Source organism: Blautia sp. HCP3S3_B11 (genome assembly GCF_052064435.1).
Lineage (GTDB): Bacteria > Bacillota > Clostridia > Lachnospirales > Lachnospiraceae > Blautia_A.
Genome location: NZ_JBQHVP010000016.1, coordinates 19,515 through 37,210, shown reverse-complemented (window position 1 = coordinate 37,210; position 17,696 = coordinate 19,515). Strand labels below are relative to the sequence as shown.

16 protein-coding genes and 2 pseudogenes are annotated in these 17,696 nt (G+C 42.5%); 2 read left to right on the top strand and 16 right to left on the bottom strand.

Features of this window, described 5'->3' with window-relative positions; all coding sequences use genetic code 11:
• Positions 1 to 9 precede the first annotated feature (9 nt).
• The 9 genes and pseudogenes from ACTNC0_RS13360 to ACTNC0_RS13320 all read right to left on the bottom strand — a co-directional run bounded on the left by ACTNC0_RS13360 (position 10) and on the right by ACTNC0_RS13320 (position 9,117).
• Positions 10 to 1,527: a DUF5702 domain-containing protein gene (locus tag ACTNC0_RS13360; protein WP_441087751.1), complete on the bottom strand. Its 1,518-nt coding sequence runs from the start codon at positions 1,525 to 1,527 to the stop codon at positions 10 to 12.
• Between the two features lie 97 nt (positions 1,528 to 1,624).
• Complete coding sequence (locus ACTNC0_RS13355) at positions 1,625 to 1,825, bottom strand: Flp1 family type IVb pilin (RefSeq protein WP_117676697.1); 201 nt, start codon at positions 1,823 to 1,825, stop codon at positions 1,625 to 1,627.
• Between the two features lie 36 nt (positions 1,826 to 1,861).
• A complete protein-coding gene (locus ACTNC0_RS13350; protein ID WP_441087750.1) occupies positions 1,862 to 2,890 on the bottom strand; it encodes a type II secretion system F family protein in 1,029 nt (342 codons plus the stop codon).
• An 8-nt stretch (positions 2,891 to 2,898) separates the two neighbouring features.
• Positions 2,899 to 3,672 carry a type II secretion system F family protein gene (locus ACTNC0_RS13345; RefSeq protein ID WP_441087749.1) on the bottom strand — a complete coding sequence of 258 codons (774 nt, stop codon included), beginning with the start codon at positions 3,670 to 3,672 and terminating at the stop codon, positions 2,899 to 2,901.
• On the bottom strand, positions 3,669 to 4,859 hold the full coding sequence (locus ACTNC0_RS13340) for a CpaF family protein (RefSeq protein WP_441087748.1): 1,191 nt from the start codon (positions 4,857 to 4,859) through the stop codon (positions 3,669 to 3,671). Before ACTNC0_RS13340 ends, ACTNC0_RS13345 begins: the two co-directional genes overlap by 4 nt.
• The gene (locus tag ACTNC0_RS13335) at positions 4,856 to 5,869 is read right to left on the bottom strand and encodes a hypothetical protein (protein ID WP_441087747.1); all 1,014 of its coding nucleotides are present in this window, start codon (positions 5,867 to 5,869) and stop codon (positions 4,856 to 4,858) included. Before ACTNC0_RS13335 ends, ACTNC0_RS13340 begins: the two co-directional genes overlap by 4 nt.
• A complete protein-coding gene (locus ACTNC0_RS13330; protein WP_243098579.1) occupies positions 5,866 to 6,384 on the bottom strand; it encodes a prepilin peptidase in 519 nt (172 codons plus the stop codon). The genes ACTNC0_RS13335 and ACTNC0_RS13330 overlap by 4 nt, the downstream gene beginning before the upstream one ends.
• Before the next feature lie 191 nt (positions 6,385 to 6,575).
• The gene (yicI, locus tag ACTNC0_RS13325; RefSeq protein ID WP_441087746.1) at positions 6,576 to 8,930 is read right to left on the bottom strand and encodes an alpha-xylosidase; all 2,355 of its coding nucleotides are present in this window, start codon (positions 8,928 to 8,930) and stop codon (positions 6,576 to 6,578) included.
• Positions 8,896 to 9,117, bottom strand: a pseudogene (locus tag ACTNC0_RS13320) (DUF6783 domain-containing protein). The gene yicI and the pseudogene ACTNC0_RS13320 overlap by 35 nt, the downstream one beginning before the upstream one ends.
• Between ACTNC0_RS13320 and ACTNC0_RS13315 the strand changes: the two are divergent.
• A pseudogene (locus tag ACTNC0_RS13315) lies at positions 9,055 to 9,189 on the top strand (DUF6783 domain-containing protein); the annotation flags it as partial. The pseudogenes ACTNC0_RS13320 and ACTNC0_RS13315 sit on opposite strands and share 63 nt — an antisense overlap.
• Positions 9,190 to 9,440: 251 nt before the next feature.
• Here ACTNC0_RS13315 and ACTNC0_RS13310 read toward each other — a convergent pair.
• Positions 9,441 to 10,448, bottom strand: coding sequence for a LacI family DNA-binding transcriptional regulator (locus ACTNC0_RS13310; protein ID WP_441087745.1), 1,008 nt, complete (start codon positions 10,446 to 10,448; stop codon positions 9,441 to 9,443).
• Between the two features lie 263 nt (positions 10,449 to 10,711).
• On the opposite strand from ACTNC0_RS13310, the gene bsh reads away from it, so the two are divergent.
• Positions 10,712 to 11,689 carry a choloylglycine hydrolase gene (gene bsh, locus ACTNC0_RS13305; RefSeq protein WP_441087744.1) on the top strand — a complete coding sequence of 326 codons (978 nt, stop codon included), beginning with the start codon at positions 10,712 to 10,714 and terminating at the stop codon, positions 11,687 to 11,689.
• 88 nt (positions 11,690 to 11,777) lie between these two features.
• On the opposite strand, the gene ACTNC0_RS13300 is transcribed toward bsh, so the two are convergent.
• The 6 genes from ACTNC0_RS13300 to atpA form a co-directional block, all read right to left on the bottom strand.
• Entirely contained in the window at positions 11,778 to 12,218 is a 441-nt protein-coding gene (locus ACTNC0_RS13300) for a hypothetical protein (protein WP_441087743.1), read from the bottom strand.
• Positions 12,211 to 13,095 (bottom strand): DUF3990 domain-containing protein, encoded by an 885-nt coding sequence (locus tag ACTNC0_RS13295; protein ID WP_441087742.1) that lies wholly within the window; start codon positions 13,093 to 13,095, stop codon positions 12,211 to 12,213. Before ACTNC0_RS13295 ends, ACTNC0_RS13300 begins: the two co-directional genes overlap by 8 nt.
• Positions 13,096 to 13,380: 285 nt before the next feature.
• A complete protein-coding gene (gene atpC / locus ACTNC0_RS13290; RefSeq protein ID WP_441087741.1) occupies positions 13,381 to 13,794 on the bottom strand; it encodes an ATP synthase F1 subunit epsilon in 414 nt (137 codons plus the stop codon).
• Between the two features lie 97 nt (positions 13,795 to 13,891).
• Complete coding sequence (gene atpD, locus ACTNC0_RS13285; RefSeq protein ID WP_008706999.1) at positions 13,892 to 15,289, bottom strand: F0F1 ATP synthase subunit beta; 1,398 nt, start codon at positions 15,287 to 15,289, stop codon at positions 13,892 to 13,894.
• A gap of 5 nt (positions 15,290 to 15,294) precedes the next feature.
• Positions 15,295 to 16,185 (bottom strand): ATP synthase F1 subunit gamma, encoded by an 891-nt coding sequence (atpG, locus tag ACTNC0_RS13280; RefSeq protein WP_441087740.1) that lies wholly within the window; start codon positions 16,183 to 16,185, stop codon positions 15,295 to 15,297.
• Between the two features lie 8 nt (positions 16,186 to 16,193).
• Positions 16,194 to 17,693, bottom strand: coding sequence for a F0F1 ATP synthase subunit alpha (atpA, locus tag ACTNC0_RS13275; RefSeq protein WP_055053388.1), 1,500 nt, complete (start codon positions 17,691 to 17,693; stop codon positions 16,194 to 16,196).
• Between the last annotated feature and the right edge of the window lie 3 nt (positions 17,694 to 17,696).

Sequence of the window (17,696 nt, the reverse complement as noted above, 5' to 3'; positions counted from 1 at the left end):
CTCATTCTCTTATTCATAACAATACTGACGTATTATATGAAACTCTTTTTTCTTGTTCGCTTTTACGTCTGCAAATGCCTCCAGTGCCACCACACAGGAATCCATATTAAAATGTGCTCTTCCTTTATTTCTTATTGTGTTCTCTATCATATCCATGGCCCTTATCACTTTCTTTTCCTTGGAAACAGACAATACCAGAACCTGAATATAGTCCTCATAGGACATCCCATGGTCATTATTTTTTCGCATAGAATCCAGTCCTTCCATCAGATTTCCCAGATTGGCCAGAGATATCTGCCAGTCTGCTGAAGTCTTCACAAGCGGGATCTTACCTCCTGCAAAAAGTTCTCTCACATCCAGTACGCTTTCTGCAAATGCCCAGCATAAAAGCAATGCTGTTTCTATCACTACAGCTGCCGGCGGAACCAGAAATCCTGCTGCAATCGCAGATGCAAGAGCCTGTGCCTCTGTTCTTTTTACATTATCAGCCATCAGGCAGGCAAAGTTTACTCCCTCTCTGATAAACAAAAGTTTCGATGCCACAGATTTCAGATTATCCATATCCTCATCTTTTCCTGCAAAGATATATTCCATCTGATATGCCAGACCTTCTTTGGACGAATCCATATAATTTCCCAGATGATTCATCAGATATTGTTGGAACAAAACCTGGGAGGTATAGCTATTATCTGCGATCACTCCATCCGGCATCTCCATTCCCTGTTGTAACTGTCTCCCGGAAACTAGCGTGTTTTTACTTATTGAGCTTGTGGAAACTTCACGTCCGGACGGCAAAACCAGTTCCAATACTCCCATCTTCATAATTCTCTTTATCACAGTAATCGGATTATTCACCGGATTCTGCTGTGCCGGTGCCGGCTGTGTTGTCTGTGTATCTCCACTTCCAAATTGCTGATCTGACGAAGCATTTTCCTGTTGCTGTTTCTTAGCCGCCTCTTCTGCGGCCTGCTGGCTTTTCTGAGATGCCTGATTCATTTCAGAATCATATCTGTCGATCGATCCTCCTGTCTCTGCCTGACTTGCTTTCAGATTCGCTTCTTCTGTTTTCTTTTCTCGATCAGACATTTTGTTAAGAAGGGCCTGTACTCCCTGACTTCCAAGAGTTTCTTGCATATACTGCACGATCTGCTGATAAAAAACTTCTCCGTTATCATCTGTCAGAAGCCGGTATCCTGTAAGCCCGCTATGCTCCAGACTAAGTTTCTGACTATTCTGCTTTAATACCGGTTTCATATAGGATTCCAGATTGTCACAGATTTTCGCAAGATTCAGCTGTCCGCCTCCCATAGAACCATCAAGTGCAAACAGATCATAGTCTTCAAGAAGCTTCTTATCATACTGTCCAAACACTGAATACAGTCCAATATCCATGCTGTTCAGAATCTGCGTTCTGGCAGATGCCATCCGCACAGATTCAATACTTGTGCATACCATAGATAAAAGCAGACTAAGTATCAGTGCCAGAAATACTGTAATGCTTCCTCTCATTTCTTTATGATTTCTCATGCAGGAAGTACACCTCCTTCTCTTTCTCAATACATTATTTCACAACTAACTATAAGTTCCTGTGCCTGCACAGTTGAACTCCCAAACAATGTATTGGTTAAATAGAATTACTCTGTTTGGCGATCTTTGAAAGAATGCTCTGCACCAGTTCGGTCAACTGCTCTTTGAAAATGATGACAAGTCCGATCAGGACTACCAGAATTAAAATGATCTCTACAACACCTACAGCGTCCTCTTCCTCCACGAATCTTCGTATTAATTCGTTTTGATTTTTTATTTTCCATATCAATCGTCCCATCTTTTCCTCCGTATGTCTCATATCTTCTTTCCTTTATCATGTTCCATAAAATGACAGAAAGGCCGGAATCATAACGATTGCCATCACGACCATCAGCATCATGATCATCGGTACCAGAAGCTTTGTTGCGGCAGCTTCTCCGAGAACGCGTGCCTTTCTCTTGCGTTCTTCCCAGGCCTCCATAGACTCTCTTTCGAGCATATCAGCCATCTGTCTGCTGCCCTTCTGAAGATTTTGGATGAGAAGTGTGGCAAAAGTTTTATATTTCGCCTGTCCACATCTTTCTCCGAATCTTCTGTACGCCTCACTCTCAGAAACTCCGCTTTCCATTTCATAACAAACGATTCGTATCTCATCATACGCCGGTCTTGGCTTTGATTTTTTCTTTCTGCTATAATCCAGCGAAATTTTCTGAAATGCCTTCCTTACAGTCATTCCCGCCTGAACCAGAAGTGTAAATTTCATGATCAGCCCGGGATAATCCATCAGAAGTTCTTCATACCTTTTTTGAATCTGAACCTGCTCTTCCCTTCCCTTCATTACAAGAATTGCCATTCCCGCAACAAGAAACAAACCTGTCAGGAGCATTCCTGAAGTATCCGCAGGGCTTTCCCACTGTATCTTTTTTCCATCCAGCTTATCCGGAAGATAATAATAATCCGGATCGTTTTGCTGCTCATTATATCGTGCCACTGCCTCCGCCAGATCTTTCTGCGCCTGCTCTTCTCTGGTCAGTTTCTTATCCTGTTTTGGTTCTTCCTGTTCTTCCAGTTCTTTTTCCGGTACCTGTATGTACATGGAGACCGGCTCTTCTCCATCCACGGATACCATAAATTTCTTCTCATATGATCCTGTATCCTCCTTTTCCAGACGGTATCCCTGAGGATACACTTGTCTGCCATTTCCCGCGGTAAGGATCATTCCAAGTAAATTCCCGGATATTGCCACCACCATGAATAGCCTGATTCCTTCTTTTCCTCCAATCCCGGAAGATGGAATCCACCCTTTTTCCCACCCGGCCAGTGCGCACAAAAGTATGATAAAAATGACAATATGTACCCACATTTGTACTGTCACACCTCAATATCTACGATTTTTCTGCCAAGCCAGTATGCCGTAGCATAAATAGCAAGACAGATACTCATTGCTGCAATTCCAAAGGGATTTCCATAAAGAACACTTAAGAAGCCCGGCGAGGTCAACTGTAAATACATAATGATACCCGCAGGCATAAGGCTCATGATCATTTGCTCCGATTTCTTGGCAGCCAGAGTTGCTTCGATTTCTTTTTTTACATCGATCTTATCTCCCAGCATGCGCGCTACTTTCTGAATCACACGATTCATATCACCACCTGTACGCTTGGCTGTATAAAACACTGATGCAAAATTCTCGATATCTTCCACCTGGCTTCTTGACCCCAGATCCAGAAACAATTCCTCTAAAGGAACACTGATATGCTGCTGACTTTCAATGTAGCGAAATTCTTCTACAATATCAGTTCCTTTTCCGTATAACCGCTCCAGATCCCTGACACAGGTCTTTATTGCGCTTTCCACGGAATATCCTGCCTGAACCGCAACACTCAGAGAGGTTAGCGCATCCTTAAACTGGTAATTCAGCTTCTTTCTTCTTTCCCTGATCATACGGTTTTGCTGCCATTTCAGATAAAATACTAACGCCGGAATCATAAGAAGCAGTACCCAGGCACTTCTGTAAAAAAGATAATCTGCCACAGCGCAAAGTGCCGCTGCCTGTCCTGTATATTTCATAAATTCCTTCACCGTAAAATGATAATGACTATAGTCCCGTTTCAGATAACGCTGTCCTTTTTCTTTCCCTTTCATAGTTCAATCCCCGCTCTTTCCAGTTTTTCCACATTGAGGAGGGAAGCAGTCTTTACCAGTCCTTTTCCCTCCTGCCATTGATACAATGGACGAATCTGGATTTCTCCATTTTCGAAACCACACACTTCGGTTACCTCTAATAGCTTTCTTGATTTATCTCTCATTCGTCCCAGATGTACCAGAATATCCACACCGGATGCAATCTGTCTCCTGATAGCCTCCAATGGAAGGTCAACCCCCATAAGAACCATTGTTTCCAGACGGGATAGCATGTCTCTGGCAGAGTTGGCGTGAGCAGTTGACAGCGACCCTTCATGCCCTGTATTCAATGCCTGAAGCATATCCATTGCCTCTCCGCCTCTGACTTCTCCCACTATGATCCTGTCAGGGCGCATTCGAAGTGCTGATTTGATCAGATCCCTGATCGTAACTGACACTGCCCCCTCCATGTTGGCCATCTTTGCTTCCAGACGTACCAGATTATTTATCCCCCTGATGCGAAGCTCTGCATTATCTTCAATCGTGATCAGTCTTTCATCTTTGGGAATATATTCTGACATAGCTGCAAGAAATGTAGTTTTACCGCTTCCGGTTCCACCGCCTATGACCATGGAATACCTCGCTTTTACAAGTTTCTGCAGAAAATCTGCGCATTCTTTGGTAATGCTTCCCAGCGCAATCAACTTTTCCATTGTAATGGGGTGTTCGGGGAAACGCCGTATCGTAAGGATCGGACCATTTAACGCTACCGGGTAGATTACTGCATTGACTCTGGAGCCATTCTCCAGTCTGGCATCCACAATTGGCATAGATTCATTGATCACGCGGTTACATTTACCTACTATCTGCTGAATCACATCTTCCAGCTTTTCGGCAGACGTAAAGCTTTTATGCCATCTGATCAGTCTGCCGTCCCGCTCCACAAAAATCGTGTCAGGTCCATTTACCATAATTTCAGTAACTGTCTCATCATCCACCAGTTCCTGCAAAACATCCAGTTTACGCACAGAATAAAACAGTTCCTGACGAAGCTGCACTTTTTCTTTCAGTGCAAGGCGGACATCCTTCATCTGATTCAGGATCAGTTCATCAATTACATCAAGAATCTCTTTATCTGATAACTCTCTCGACAGATCCAGTTCCTCCATTAACATCTGGCGCAAAGTTCTAAATACATCTTTATTCATCCTTTTTCCTTTCTCAGAAGGTTTCTCACATAATCTCCCAGTTCACTCCACTTCAACTGTTCAATATATCCTGACGGCGGACCGGTCATCATATGAAAAGGAGGAGTGATCTTCTCTGTCTTTTCCAGTATCTGAGGATAATCCCAGATTCGGACCAGATTTTCAAACTGGGCGATCTTACACTGTGAAACCGTATCAGACAACACCGGCATATAAATCTTCTTACACATATCCAGAAGCTGGAAATTCTCGTCAATCCCACATCCTATATCCAGCACGATCATCTCATATGAACTATCAAGCATGATCATCTGCAACAGCCTTTCCCAGTCCTGCCAGGCTGTTGTGTGAATGTCTGCCGGCATTTGCACAGGCGGTATATAATCCAGATTGTTTATAGTCTGTATCATACTATTCATCTTATAGAGAAGATTCTGGTTATCCTGCCGTACATAATAAAGAAGATCACTTAAATTATGCGCAAATCCCTTTCCCATCAGTTCTTCAAACCCGGAATATTCCTCCAGATTCAGATAAAGGACTGCCCTGTCTTTGGCAAGTATCTGTCCAAGTGTCAATGCGAAAGAAGTTTTCAGACAACGCCCCAGCGGAGAAAAAACTCCAATAAGCTCTGTCGTCTTTTTTAAGACCGCAAGCTGATCGGATACTGTCTTTTTTTCAGCACCATAACATGCCATCACTTCCCGAAGTACATCCGAAGAAGACTGATACTTATACACGCTCGGATACTGGTCAAGTTCCGGAGGATGTACCCCTTCCGATAAAATAATAACCTTTCCGATATCCATTTCCCGGACTTCGCGGCACATTGCGCGCCCGGAAATCAGCAGCAACTCTATATGTGTATGTTTCCCATAGGCAATCAGCTTCTCCACAGTTGTAAATGCCTGTATTTCAAATGGAATATTCTTTTTCTGATTTAAATAGTCCATAAAATTCAGCGCATAATCCACTTCCAGATCACATACTGCAAAAATATTTCTTTTCAATAGATACCTCCTGCATATAACAGCACGCTTACAAAAACAGGAATCGTAAAGTGGAAATTCTCCGGTGCAGAAATATCTTTACTCCGATAAGGAGTGATCTTTCCCGTACTCACTGTATTCTCTGCATATTTTATAAAATAAAGAATCCGTTCACAGAAATTGTGATTGAAGATCAGAAGCACAACAGCAATACATGCGCCTGCCAGAAAAGAAAAAAGAATACATTTCCAGATAGCCCCAAGGCCCATTACTCCTCCCAGTGCACAAAACAACTTAATGTCTCCCGCACCCATCATTCCGAAAATGAACAGAACGATAAGAAACAAAGGCATTATACTTCCCACAGCGAAATAGCTTATTCCTGCAATTCCTTTTCGCCAGATACATCCGGTCAGCCCCAGAATCAGAGAGAACAAGATCCATCCATTATCAACTTTCGCAGTGCGAATGTCCATAATCATGGCTACTGCGGCAACTACTACAGGAAAAAGGTGAAAAAATCCATATCGTATCACCTCCCATCTTAAATTTTCCTCATAACTGCTTATTCTTTCGTTTTTTATAAAAATTAAAAGTGGAATTTACCGCCGAACTGGCGGGATTGAATTACCAGAAGAACTCTGGTGAATATTATTATAGGACCGGACAATCGATTTGTCCAGTCCTATTTTTTGTCGAATTTCTAAAATAATTATAAAATGGTTACTTAATATACAACTTCTATTTTGCATCCTTCCGGTGCGAGGATGATACCATCTTCTGTGTCTTTTACTACACTTCCACTCACAACAGAAGAAACCTCATGAATATTTCTGAGAAGATACGTCATTCCCGGATTCTCTTTAGAAGCTTCCAGTGTCAGTTTATTTCCTTCTTTTGCAGCATTTACTGTAAATGCATCTTCGCCTTTACGTGTCACAACTTTGCAGGATCCGGTTCCATTCAGCTCATAAACCTGAATCTGAACATCTTTCTCCAGTTCATAATCTGCGGTTGTATCTACTGCACCAATCGGAAGCAGTGTATTCTCTCTTACGAATACCGGCAGTGAGAAGAAATCATAATCTTCCGCATACCATCTGCCGCCTTCTTTCACCTCACCACTTAACAGATGAGTCCATTTTCCGGCCGGCAGATAATATTCTACATGGCCTTCTTTATTAAAGATCGGGGCAACCAGAATACTGTCACCTAACATATATTGCATATCCAGATATTTCACTGCAGGATCATCATTAAATTCCATGATCATTGCTCTCATGGACGGAATACCTGTCTTATGTGATTTCAAAGCCATGGAATACAAATACGGCATTAATCTTAATTTGAGTTTTGTAAATTTACGGCACACATCTACCGCTTCATCATCAAACAGCCACGGTACACGATAGCTCTTGGATCCATGAAGACGGCTGTGTGTGGAAAGAAGGCCAAACTGCAGCCAACGTTTGTATACATCCGGCGCTGCTGTCATTTCAAATCCACCCATATCGTGGCTCCAGAAGGAGAATCCGGATAAGGTAAATGACAGACCACCTCTTAAGCTCTCAGCCATGGAAGCATATGTTGCAGAGCAGTCACCTCCCCAGTGAACCGGGAACTGCTGTCCGCCTGCTGTCGCACTTCTTGCGAAAAGGATTGCTTCTCCTTCTCCCTTTACTTCCTTCAGAAGACCAAATACTGCCTTGTTGTAGAGGTATGTATAATAGTTATGCATGGAAACCGGATCGGAACCATCATAATATTTCACATCAATCGGAATTCTCTCACCAAAGTCTGTCTTGAAGCAGTCAACACCGGCATCAAGCAATGTTTTCAACTTATCTGTATACCATTTTGTTGCAGCCGGATTTGTAAAATCAACCAGTCCCATTCCAGGCTGCCAGTTATCGATCTGCTTTACTCCTCTTCGATCTGCACGCTGTACCAGGTACCCTTTCTCCATTCCTTCTTTGAAGAATGCAGTTCCCTGTGCAATATAAGGATTAATCCATACGCAGATCTTCAGACCTTTATCTTTGTAGCGTTTCAGCATTCCCGGTACATCAGGGAAAATTCTCTCATCCCATTCAAAATCGCACCAGTGAAGTTCTTTCATCCAGAAGCAGTCAAAGTGGAATACATTTAACGGAATGTCTCTGTCAGCCATTCCCTGGATAAAGGAGTTTGTCGTGTTTTCATCATAATTAGTTGTAAAGGATGTGGAAAGCCATAATCCAAAGGACCATGCCGGTGGCAGTGCCGGTTTTCCGGTAAGGTCTGTATATGTCTCAAGCACACCTTTGATATCATCACCATAGATTACATGATAGCGGATTTCTTCACCTTTTACAGAAAATCCTACGTTCTCTACTTTCTCACTTGCAACTTCAAAAGAAACATTGTCGCTGTGATCTACAAATACACCGTAATGTTTGCTAGTTACATAAAATGGAATATTCTTATAGGAAATCTGAGATGCAGTACCACCGTCTTCATTCCATACATCTACTACCTGTCCATTCTTTACAAATGCTGTAAATCTTTCTCCAAGTCCGTATACGCATTCTCCCGGATCAAGAGAAAGTTCTGCTACCATATATGGCTGATACTGTGCTGCCATATAGTTTGGTTCCGGGAATTTGGTCAGTGTTGCTCTGTCATACTGCATGTATCCCAGATTACGGAATCCGATGCCGGTAAGAACCTTTCCATCTGCCTCATAAGTGATCTTAAAATCTTTCAGATCAACTCTTACTGTCATTCTACCCGCTTTCATAACAGCTTCAGCATCTGTGATCTCTACTTCTGTCTCCTGCGGATCCTCATTCAGTTCATATCTTGGCTCACCCTTAATATATCCCTGATAATGATAGCTTCTGACACTGATGATATCCTTACGCACAGAAGTAAATTCTGTAGTAATTGTTCCTACGTCAAGAGCACCGCCTCTGTCGTTGATTTCTCTAAACGGAGAAACAATTCGCATTCCTCCCGGAATTGCTTCTGCTGTAAAAGCCTGCATTGCATAAGATGCATTGGCACGTTCATTCTTCTCCCAGTAACCTTCTGTGAATTTCATTCCTGATCCTCCTCGTTTTAATCTCATAAATCACGCATTGACAAATTGATACACTAGAGCGTGTTTGAAAAATCATTCCCGCAATCTGCACGCCCCACTTTGCGGTATATTTTGTCCGAATTCAGTTGCCGTAGCCCGCTACGACGCCTTCATCCGGACAAAATATACCACAAATTGTGACATACATCTTGCGGAAAGCCTTTTTCAAACACGCTCTAACTTTTTATTGACAATTCTCTTTCAAACTGTTGCTTTTTGATATTTTCATATATAATCCATGTTATGTGCATTGTCAACATTTTATTTTGTATTTTTGTCATTTTTATTGTAGGTTTTCTTCATAACCTAAGTCAAATAAAAAAAACTGCCCTTTTCTCATGATATCCAAAAGACAGTTTCTTATATATTATAATCTTATGTAATCAACCGGATATTCGCAATCCACTTCCACTACGTGACTCTACACAGAATATTTTCTTTTCACTCTATTGTCAGTTCTTCTATGTTATTCTATCTCTTTTTTACACTTTCTCTCTCTATCAGCTGCACCTTTGTTTTATAAATATAAGGCATACATGATTCCCCCTGTATCAGTCTCATCAGAATCTCCACCGCCATATTTGCCTTTTCCTCTACGTCAATTTTCATGGTCGTAATCGTCGGATATACAATAGTCGCAAACACATCATCATCTATTCCTGCTACAGAAATATCTTCCGGCACTTTTACATCATTTCTGTGAAGAAAAGAAATCATCTCTGCTGCATTTTTATCTGTGGAAAAGAGCAGCGTTGTATCTGTTCCTGCATATTTCAGCAATTCCCCATATACCATTTGTCTTCCTTCTGTTTCTGTCGGAAGTAACTTCATCTCCAGCTCACAGCTTTTCCTGTCTGCTGTTTTCTTTGCTCCCTGATATCTACGATAGTCAGCTCCATGAACGGCATTTGTCAGATATATGATTTTTTTTGTCCCATTGGAAATCAGATATTCACTCATCTCGGCTCCGGCTTTTTCATCTTCGGAAGTCACAAGATAAACCTTCTCTTCCTCTTTCGGAATTTCTCCCATATCTATGGAAACCATAGGCTTATCCGAAAGCCCCGAGATTTTTTTACAGTATACAAAAGGCATAGAAATCGAAATAATCCCGTCTACGTTCCATCCAAGTGTCATTTTCTCAATTTCTTCTACATTCTTATCCGAAAAAATCATGATATAATATCCTTTTTTTCGCAAAAGCTCCTCCAGCTTACCAATAATCCGTCCGTAAAAAGGGCTTTCATATGCAGAACCTCTGGCAAATGCAGGCGTATTGATCAAAATGCTGATAATTTTAGAGCTTTTATTAGTAAGCGCATTTAATCCCAGCCTGGGAATATAGTTGTTTTCTGCAAGCAGTTTTTCCACTTTTTCTATTGTATTTGCAGAAACACGTGCCGTCTTTTTGTGTAGCACATTAGATACTGTTGTTGTGCTTACCCCTGCCATTTCCGCAATTTCTTTAATCGTAACCATTTTTGTCCGTCCCCTTACTTCTTTCGATAATATGATACATGAACAACAAGTAATATCAAGTACCTCACAAGCCAAGTTATTTGGAAAGCGTTATGCCAGTAGCATATAAACAATACTCAGTATACTACATATATCTCCAAAATAGCCACATATATCTTGCATAAACCAGAAAGTTTGTGGTAATATTCTCAAAAAATAAATGCATTACCCGTATATTATCAGCCATTGACTGACATAATTTTCATACAACAGGAGGTAGTAATATGTGCACAGCAGCAACTTATAAAACAAAAGATTTCTATTTCGGCAGAACTCTCGACTACGAATTTTCTTACGGTGACGAAGTCACCATCACGCCAAGAAACTATCCATTCCATTTCCGCCATTCAGACAAAGTTCCGGATAACCACTATGCCATCATTGGCATGGCTCACGTTGCCGATGATTATCCCCTTTATTATGATGCTATTAACGAAAAAGGACTCGGAATGGCAGGCCTGAACTTCGTCGGAAACGCCGTTTACGCAGAACCCGTATCCGGAAAAGAAAACGTTGCCCAGTTTGAATTTATCCCATGGATTCTCAGCCAGTGCGCCACATTAGAAGAAGCACGCCAGAAACTCTCCGCCATGAACCTCACCAACACCCAGTTCAGCAAAAACTTCCCTTGCGCCCAGCTCCACTGGATCCTTACAGATGCTTCTGGCTGCATCGTAATCGAATCCATGAAAGACGGCCTTCACATTTACGATAACCCCGTAGGCGTACTGACAAACAACCCGCCATTCCCACAGCAGATGTTCCAGCTAAACAATTACCAGGGACTATCCCCACGCCAGCCACAAAATACCTTCGCCCCAGGTCTGAACCTCCAGTCCTACAGCCGCGGTATGGGCGCCCTCGGCCTGCCGGGAGACCTCTCCTCCGCCTCCCGCTTCGCCAAAGTAGCCTTCACCAAAATGAACTCCCGCTCCGGCGAAACTGAATCAGAAAGCGTCAGCCAGTTCTTCCACATTCTCGGCTCCGTAGACCAGCAGAGAGGCTGCTGCGAAGTAACAGAAGGAAAATATGAAATCACCATCTACACCTCCTGCTGCAACGCCACCAAAGGAATCTACTACTACACAACCTACGAAAACCACCAAATTTCCGCCGTAAACATGCACCACGAAAATCTGGACACTGCTCTCCTGATTCGCTACCCAGTTCTTACAAAGCAAAATGTTCATTTTCAGAACTGAGCTACCAGTATTCTAAGCATTACACTAAAATGTATAAAAAAGGGGTGTCTATTGGGATGATGATTCCAAGACAGCCCCTTCCTTTTATTTACAAAATATCACTATTATTAACCTTACCTTTTTGCTCATTTATTTCTTTTAAATCATCTATGGCTAATTCCGGTGCCATTGTATGAAATATCAGATAATTTCGTTTCATTATTTTTGCCGGTGCCTGTTTATAAATCTTTACGCTACTTTCATTTTTATAAAAATGCCAATATCTATACAAATATCCTATCCAATACAAAATATCCTTAGAATAAATTTCTCCTTTTTTAATCAGGTTATTTCCTTTAATGGCTGTAAGTTCTTCTAACAAGTATTCTTCTCCCGCCCACTGCATGCGATTATATGTGGAATCCAGAGCCTTTGCCACATCAGAAGTCATGAATACTTTTATAAAAGTGCTGCTTTCATAAGAATTGTCCGCTGAAAGTTCAAATAATCTTCCCTGAATGTCACATAATTTTAATTGAAGTTCATTCATCTTTATGCTCCTCCTTAAATGCCGCATCTAGAATTTCATCGAAGAACATTCCCTCACGACGATAATCCCGGCAGATTTTATTTGCAAGGGATACTCCTTTTGCACGATTTGTTTCAGCAGCCTCTTTTAAAAATTGTCTTTCAAGATGGGACAATTTGATTTCGTGTTCTATTTTGATGAAATCGCATGCCTTTTGTGTAATTGCAACATACTGTTTACCAAGTTCTAAAGCTGATAAACTGTTAACTAATGCAGCATCAGTGATATTGCCGACAAAGAAATTATCGATCACATAAAACATTCTGTCATTTGCAATACTTCCTACAATCATATCTGTATTATTTGCCATATCTCGATATTTATTATAAAAAATAGTTCCCTTAACTGTCTCCATTCTTCCTCTATGATATGCTACAATCATAGCCCACTCCAGGTCAGCAGGAACATCTAGTATTTTTAAATCACTTAGATTAACAGACATAATATAAAACTTAGATTTATCATAATCGCAAATTAAAGTTAATGCCTGACTCGGTTCTGTTCCCATATAAAATCCTTTTCCAAAATCACATCGAGAACGACTCTTTGGCTCAATGTTTTCAGTTATTCCGGATTTGGAACCATGATATAGTAATACCCTTCCTTTATCAACTTTAATTTTTCCGGTTGTTTCCTTTATCTTATCAATTATCATATCGTAAACGGGTACATTATTAGATTTGCATAATTCGTATAATGTTGACTGTGCCAGTTTATTGGGAACTGTATGTTCATTTTCCCAACGATTTACAGTTGCAAAAGATACGTTTAATAAATCTGCCAATTCTGCCTGACTCATATTCAGATATGTCCGAATTTTTTTGATTAACTCTTTCATCCAACACCTCCAATATAACATTTTATCTATTTATAATGATAAATAATGCTATATACTTTGTCAATGAGGGATTAAAGAATAAAATAGGAGGCTAACTACCCACTATCGAAAAAAAACCACCGCAACCCGCGGTGACTTTTTTGACCCAACCTGGCGAATCCGCCAAGTTAATATATTCCCACATAAAAAAACTCGCGCTCCTAAAAGAAGCGCAAGGGATGCCCAGAGGGGACGCTGCTCAAGCGTCCCCTCTGGGGTTTTCCTACCATTTACCAAAAGGTAGCTCTATATCTCTTTATGACTCGTAACCCTAAGTCGTGCCATAGCTCTGGACAGAGCCAGCTGATTCATATGATACTCCTGAATACTCTGCTTCTGTCTCATTTGCTCTTCTGCCCTCTCCTTTGCTTCCTGCGCACGTCGGATATCGATCTCCTCCGGGCTCTCTGCTGTCAGACAGAACAATTTCGCACGGTTATTGATCATCTCTACAAACCCACTGCTCACAGCCAGAACATGCTTCGTACCATCAGCTTCCTCGAAACGCATTTCTCCCGGAATGATAGCAGCAACAATATTCTCATGCTGTGCCAGAAAAGCCTGCTCGCCGTCAACAGCCGGAATGGTCAGAGTCCTGGCACGTCCTGCAAACGCCAGCTTGTTACTGGCATAAATCTCAAGACCAAATGTATCTGCCATATGAAGTCTCCTTATTCAATCCTTGTTTCACTTTTCAACCATCACTTTAGCATTCCTTTTGAACGCTCTGACTTAAATCTGATGAAAACCTGAAACTTTACTCCTGACCCATCTCAGTCTTTGCTTTCTCGATGACATCCTCAATTGTACCAACATTGAAGAAAGCATTTTCCGGATACTGATCCATCTCACCATCAACGATTGCCTTGAATCCACGGATGGTTTCTTTCAGAGGAACATATTTACCCTTGATACCTGTGAAGTTCTCAGCTACATGGAATGGCTGGGAAAGGAACTTCTGGATCTTTCTTGCACGGAATACAGTGCTCTTATCCTCTTCAGAAAGCTCTTCCATACCAAGAATAGCAATGATGTCCTGAAGTTCTTTATATTTCTGAAGGATTTCCTGTACTTTACGTGCTACTTCATAATGTTCTTCACCTACAACATCCGGCTCCAGGATACGGGAAGTAGATTCCAACGGGTCAACGGCCGGATAAATACCCTGCTCTACGATCTTTCTGGAAAGAACGGTTGTTGCATCCAGATGAGCAAATGTAGTTGCAGGAGCCGGGTCAGTCAGGTCATCGGCAGGTACATAGACAGCCTGTACAGATGTTACAGAACCATCCTTAGTAGAAGCGATACGTTCCTGAAGTTCACCCATCTCAGTAGCCAGTGTTGGCTGATAACCTACGGCTGAAGGCATACGTCCAAGAAGGGCGGAAACCTCGGAACCAGCCTGTACAAAACGGAAAATATTATCAATGAAAAGAAGCACATCTCTGTGTTCCTCATCTCTGAAGTACTCAGCCATTGTCAGTCCGGTTTCAGCAACACGCATACGGGATCCCGGTGGCTCGTTCATCTGTCCGAACACTAAGGCTGTTTTTTCAAGAACACCGGACTCTTTCATTTCTGACCATAAGTCGTTACCTTCACGGGAACGCTCTCCAACACCTGTGAAAATGGAATATCCGCCATGCTCTGTGGCAATGTTCTGGATCAGCTCCTGAATCAGGACTGTCTTACCAACACCGGCACCACCGAACAGACCGATCTTACCACCTTTTGCATATGGTGCAAGAAGGTCGATAACCTTAATACCTGTTTCCAGGATTTCTACAGCCGGTTTCTGATGTTCGAAATCCGGCGGATCTCTGTGGATGACCCATTTCTGTTCTCCCTCAAGGGAAGGACCGTCATCTACTGTATCACCAAGTACGTTAAATAAACGTCCCAGTGTCTTATCACCTACAGGAACCTTAATGCCGCTTCCTGTGGCGATGACTTCTCTGTCACGCTGTAAGCCTTCGCTTGCGCTCAGCATAATGCAGCGTACCATATTGTTTCCCAGATGATGGGAAACTTCCATTACACATCTTTTACCGTTGTTCTCTACCTCAAGGGCATCCTTGATCTCAGGAAGATTTCCATCTTCAAAAACAACGTCTACAACAGGTCCCATAACCTGTACAATTTTACCTTTGTTCATCGTCGTCACTTCCTTTTTTGTGCTTTTGCACCGCTGACAATCTCAGTGATTTCCTGTGTGATGGCAGCCTGACGCGCACGGTTGTACTCAATGGATAATTCCCTGAGCATCTTCTTTGCACTATCCGTAGAGGACTGCATTGCCATCATTCTGGCATTATTTTCACTGGCATAGGCTTCTACAAGACATCCATAGATCAGACCGGTCAGGTAATCTGGGATCATGGTATTCAGAAGTACATCGGCTGATGGTGACAGCACGATTTCCTCCTGTGGCATGTCCGCAAGCATTGCCTGATTTGGCAGGAACTCTGCTTTCTTCAATGGAAGAAGCTGCATATTCACCGGCTCCATGGCAAATGCACTCTGCATCTCCGTATAGAAAATACGTACTTCGTCCAGTTCTCTGTCCAGAAACGCTCTGACAATCTCCTCTGAGATCAGACGCGCTCTGTGCATGGTCGGTTTCTGTACTGTATATGGAAAGTTCTCTGCGATATCCATATGTTTCTTCGTGAAATACTGACGGCCTACCATACCCAGCACATAAAGCTTGCAGTGCTCATGCTCTGCCATAAACTGTTCTGTCATTTTCTGGATATTATGGTTATAGGCACCTGCCATACCCTTATCACCGGTAACTACGATACAGCCGATCTTACGGTCTTCCTCCGCAATCTTATGACGGATACTGAAAAAAGGATGCTCTGTATCCGGCATATGACGCAGGATTCGGGAAATTGCTGCCTGCATATTATAGTAATACGGCTCTGTATCAGACAGGATTCTTTTGGCCTTCTGCATCTTGGATGAAGAAATCATATACATGGCATTGGTGATCTTCATGGTGTCCTGAATGCTTTTCATTCGAGTCTGAATCTCTTTCGTACTGCCCATATCAACACCTACCTGCTCTTATCTGCAAATTCTTCTGCCACTTTCACGATCTTTTCTGCCAGTTCATCCGGAAGCTGTCTCTTCTCCTCGATCTCTCTTCCGATTTCCGGATAAGCACTGTCAAAGTAGTCCAGCATATCTCTCTGATACTTCTTCATCTTCTTGGTTTCCACGTGCATCATTGCCTTGTGTGTTGCCGCACAAAGAGTGATGACCTGCTCATGAAGACTTAACGGGCTTGAAAGCGGCTGTTTCAGAAGTTCCATAAGTCCGCTTCCGTATTTCAGCTGCTGAGTTGTAGCCTCGTCCAGATCAGAACTGAACTGTGTAAAGATTTCCATCTCACGATACTGTGCCAGATCGATACGGACACTTCCTGCTGCTTTCTTCATAGCTTTTGCCTGTGCCGCACCACCAACTCGGGATACGGAAAGACCTACGTTAACCGCCGGACGCATACCGGAATTAAACAGGTCACTCTCAAGGAAGATCTGACCATCTGTGATGGAAATAACGTTTGTAGGAATATATGCGGAAAGGTCACCTGCCTGTGTCTCAATGATAGGAAGTGCAGTGATAGAACCACCGCCGGCCTTCTCATTCAGACGGCTGGAACGCTCCAGTAATCTGGAATGGAGATAGAATACATCTCCGGGATAAGCCTCACGTCCCGGTGAACGTTCCAGAAGCAATGACAGTGCACGATATGCAACTGCATGCTTGGATAAATCATCATAAACCATTAATACATCTTTTCCCTTATACATAAAGTACTCAGCAAGTGCAGTACCTGCATAAGGAACAATGTACTGAAGCGGTGCACAGTCACTGGCTGTGGAGGAGAATACTGTTGTATAGTCCATAGCACCGTGTTTCTCCAGAGTAGATACGATCTTAGCTACTGTGGAAGCTTTCTGTCCGATTGCAACATAGATGCAGATTACATCTTTACCTTTCTGGTTCAGAATGGTATCCAGTGCAACGGAAGTCTTACCTGTCTGTCTGTCACCGATGATCAGCTCACGCTGGCCACGGCCGATCGGGAACATGGAGTCAATGGAAAGAATACCTGTTTCCAGCGGAACTGTTACAGATTTTCTCTCAATGATTCCAGGTGCCGGATTCTCTACCGGACGATACCCGTCTGCCTTGATCTCGCCTTTACCATCGATCGGTGCTCCCAGAGCATTTACAATCCTTCCGATAAAAGCGTCACCTACAGGCACACCTGCCTGTTTCTGGGTTCTTGCCACCTTTGTTCCTTCTTTGATTCCTGTATCTTTACCGAACAGGATACATCCGATGCTGTTTGCACGGATATCCTGAACCATACCTTTCAGACCATTCTCAAAGGTTACAACCTCGCCATACATAGCATGATCGATACCATGTACCGTGGCGATACCATCTCCGACGGAGATGACTGTTCCTACTTCCTGGTCCTTGCTGATTTCGTCATAATTCTTAATTTCTTCTTTCAGAATCGAAATGATTTCATCTGGATTCATTGC

Bases quoted from the DNA above. Each gene is read 5' to 3' on its own strand.
- ACTNC0_RS13360 (WP_441087751.1), bottom strand. From the start codon at position 1,527: ATGAGAAATCATAAAGAAATGAGAGGAAGCATTACAGTATTTCTGGCA.
- ACTNC0_RS13355 (WP_117676697.1), bottom strand. From the start codon at position 1,825: ATGGGACGATTGATATGGAAAATAAAAAATCAAAACGAATTAATACGA.
- ACTNC0_RS13350 (WP_441087750.1), bottom strand. From the start codon at position 2,890: ATGTGGGTACATATTGTCATTTTTATCATACTTTTGTGCGCACTGGCC.
- ACTNC0_RS13345 (WP_441087749.1), bottom strand. From the start codon at position 3,672: ATGAAAGGGAAAGAAAAAGGACAGCGTTATCTGAAACGGGACTATAGT.
- ACTNC0_RS13340 (WP_441087748.1), bottom strand. From the start codon at position 4,859: ATGAATAAAGATGTATTTAGAACTTTGCGCCAGATGTTAATGGAGGAA.
- yicI (WP_441087746.1), bottom strand. From the start codon at position 8,930: ATGAAATTCACAGAAGGTTACTGGGAGAAGAATGAACGTGCCAATGCA.
- ACTNC0_RS13310 (WP_441087745.1), bottom strand. From the start codon at position 10,448: ATGGTTACGATTAAAGAAATTGCGGAAATGGCAGGGGTAAGCACAACA.
- bsh (WP_441087744.1), top strand. From the start codon at position 10,712: ATGTGCACAGCAGCAACTTATAAAACAAAAGATTTCTATTTCGGCAGA.
- ACTNC0_RS13300 (WP_441087743.1), bottom strand. From the start codon at position 12,218: ATGAATGAACTTCAATTAAAATTATGTGACATTCAGGGAAGATTATTT.
- ACTNC0_RS13295 (WP_441087742.1), bottom strand. From the start codon at position 13,095: ATGAAAGAGTTAATCAAAAAAATTCGGACATATCTGAATATGAGTCAG.
- atpC (WP_441087741.1), bottom strand. From the start codon at position 13,794: ATGGCAGATACATTTGGTCTTGAGATTTATGCCAGTAACAAGCTGGCG.
- atpD (WP_008706999.1), bottom strand. From the start codon at position 15,289: ATGAACAAAGGTAAAATTGTACAGGTTATGGGACCTGTTGTAGACGTT.
- atpG (WP_441087740.1), bottom strand. From the start codon at position 16,185: ATGGGCAGTACGAAAGAGATTCAGACTCGAATGAAAAGCATTCAGGAC.
- atpA (WP_055053388.1), bottom strand. From the start codon at position 17,693: ATGAATCCAGATGAAATCATTTCGATTCTGAAAGAAGAAATTAAGAAT.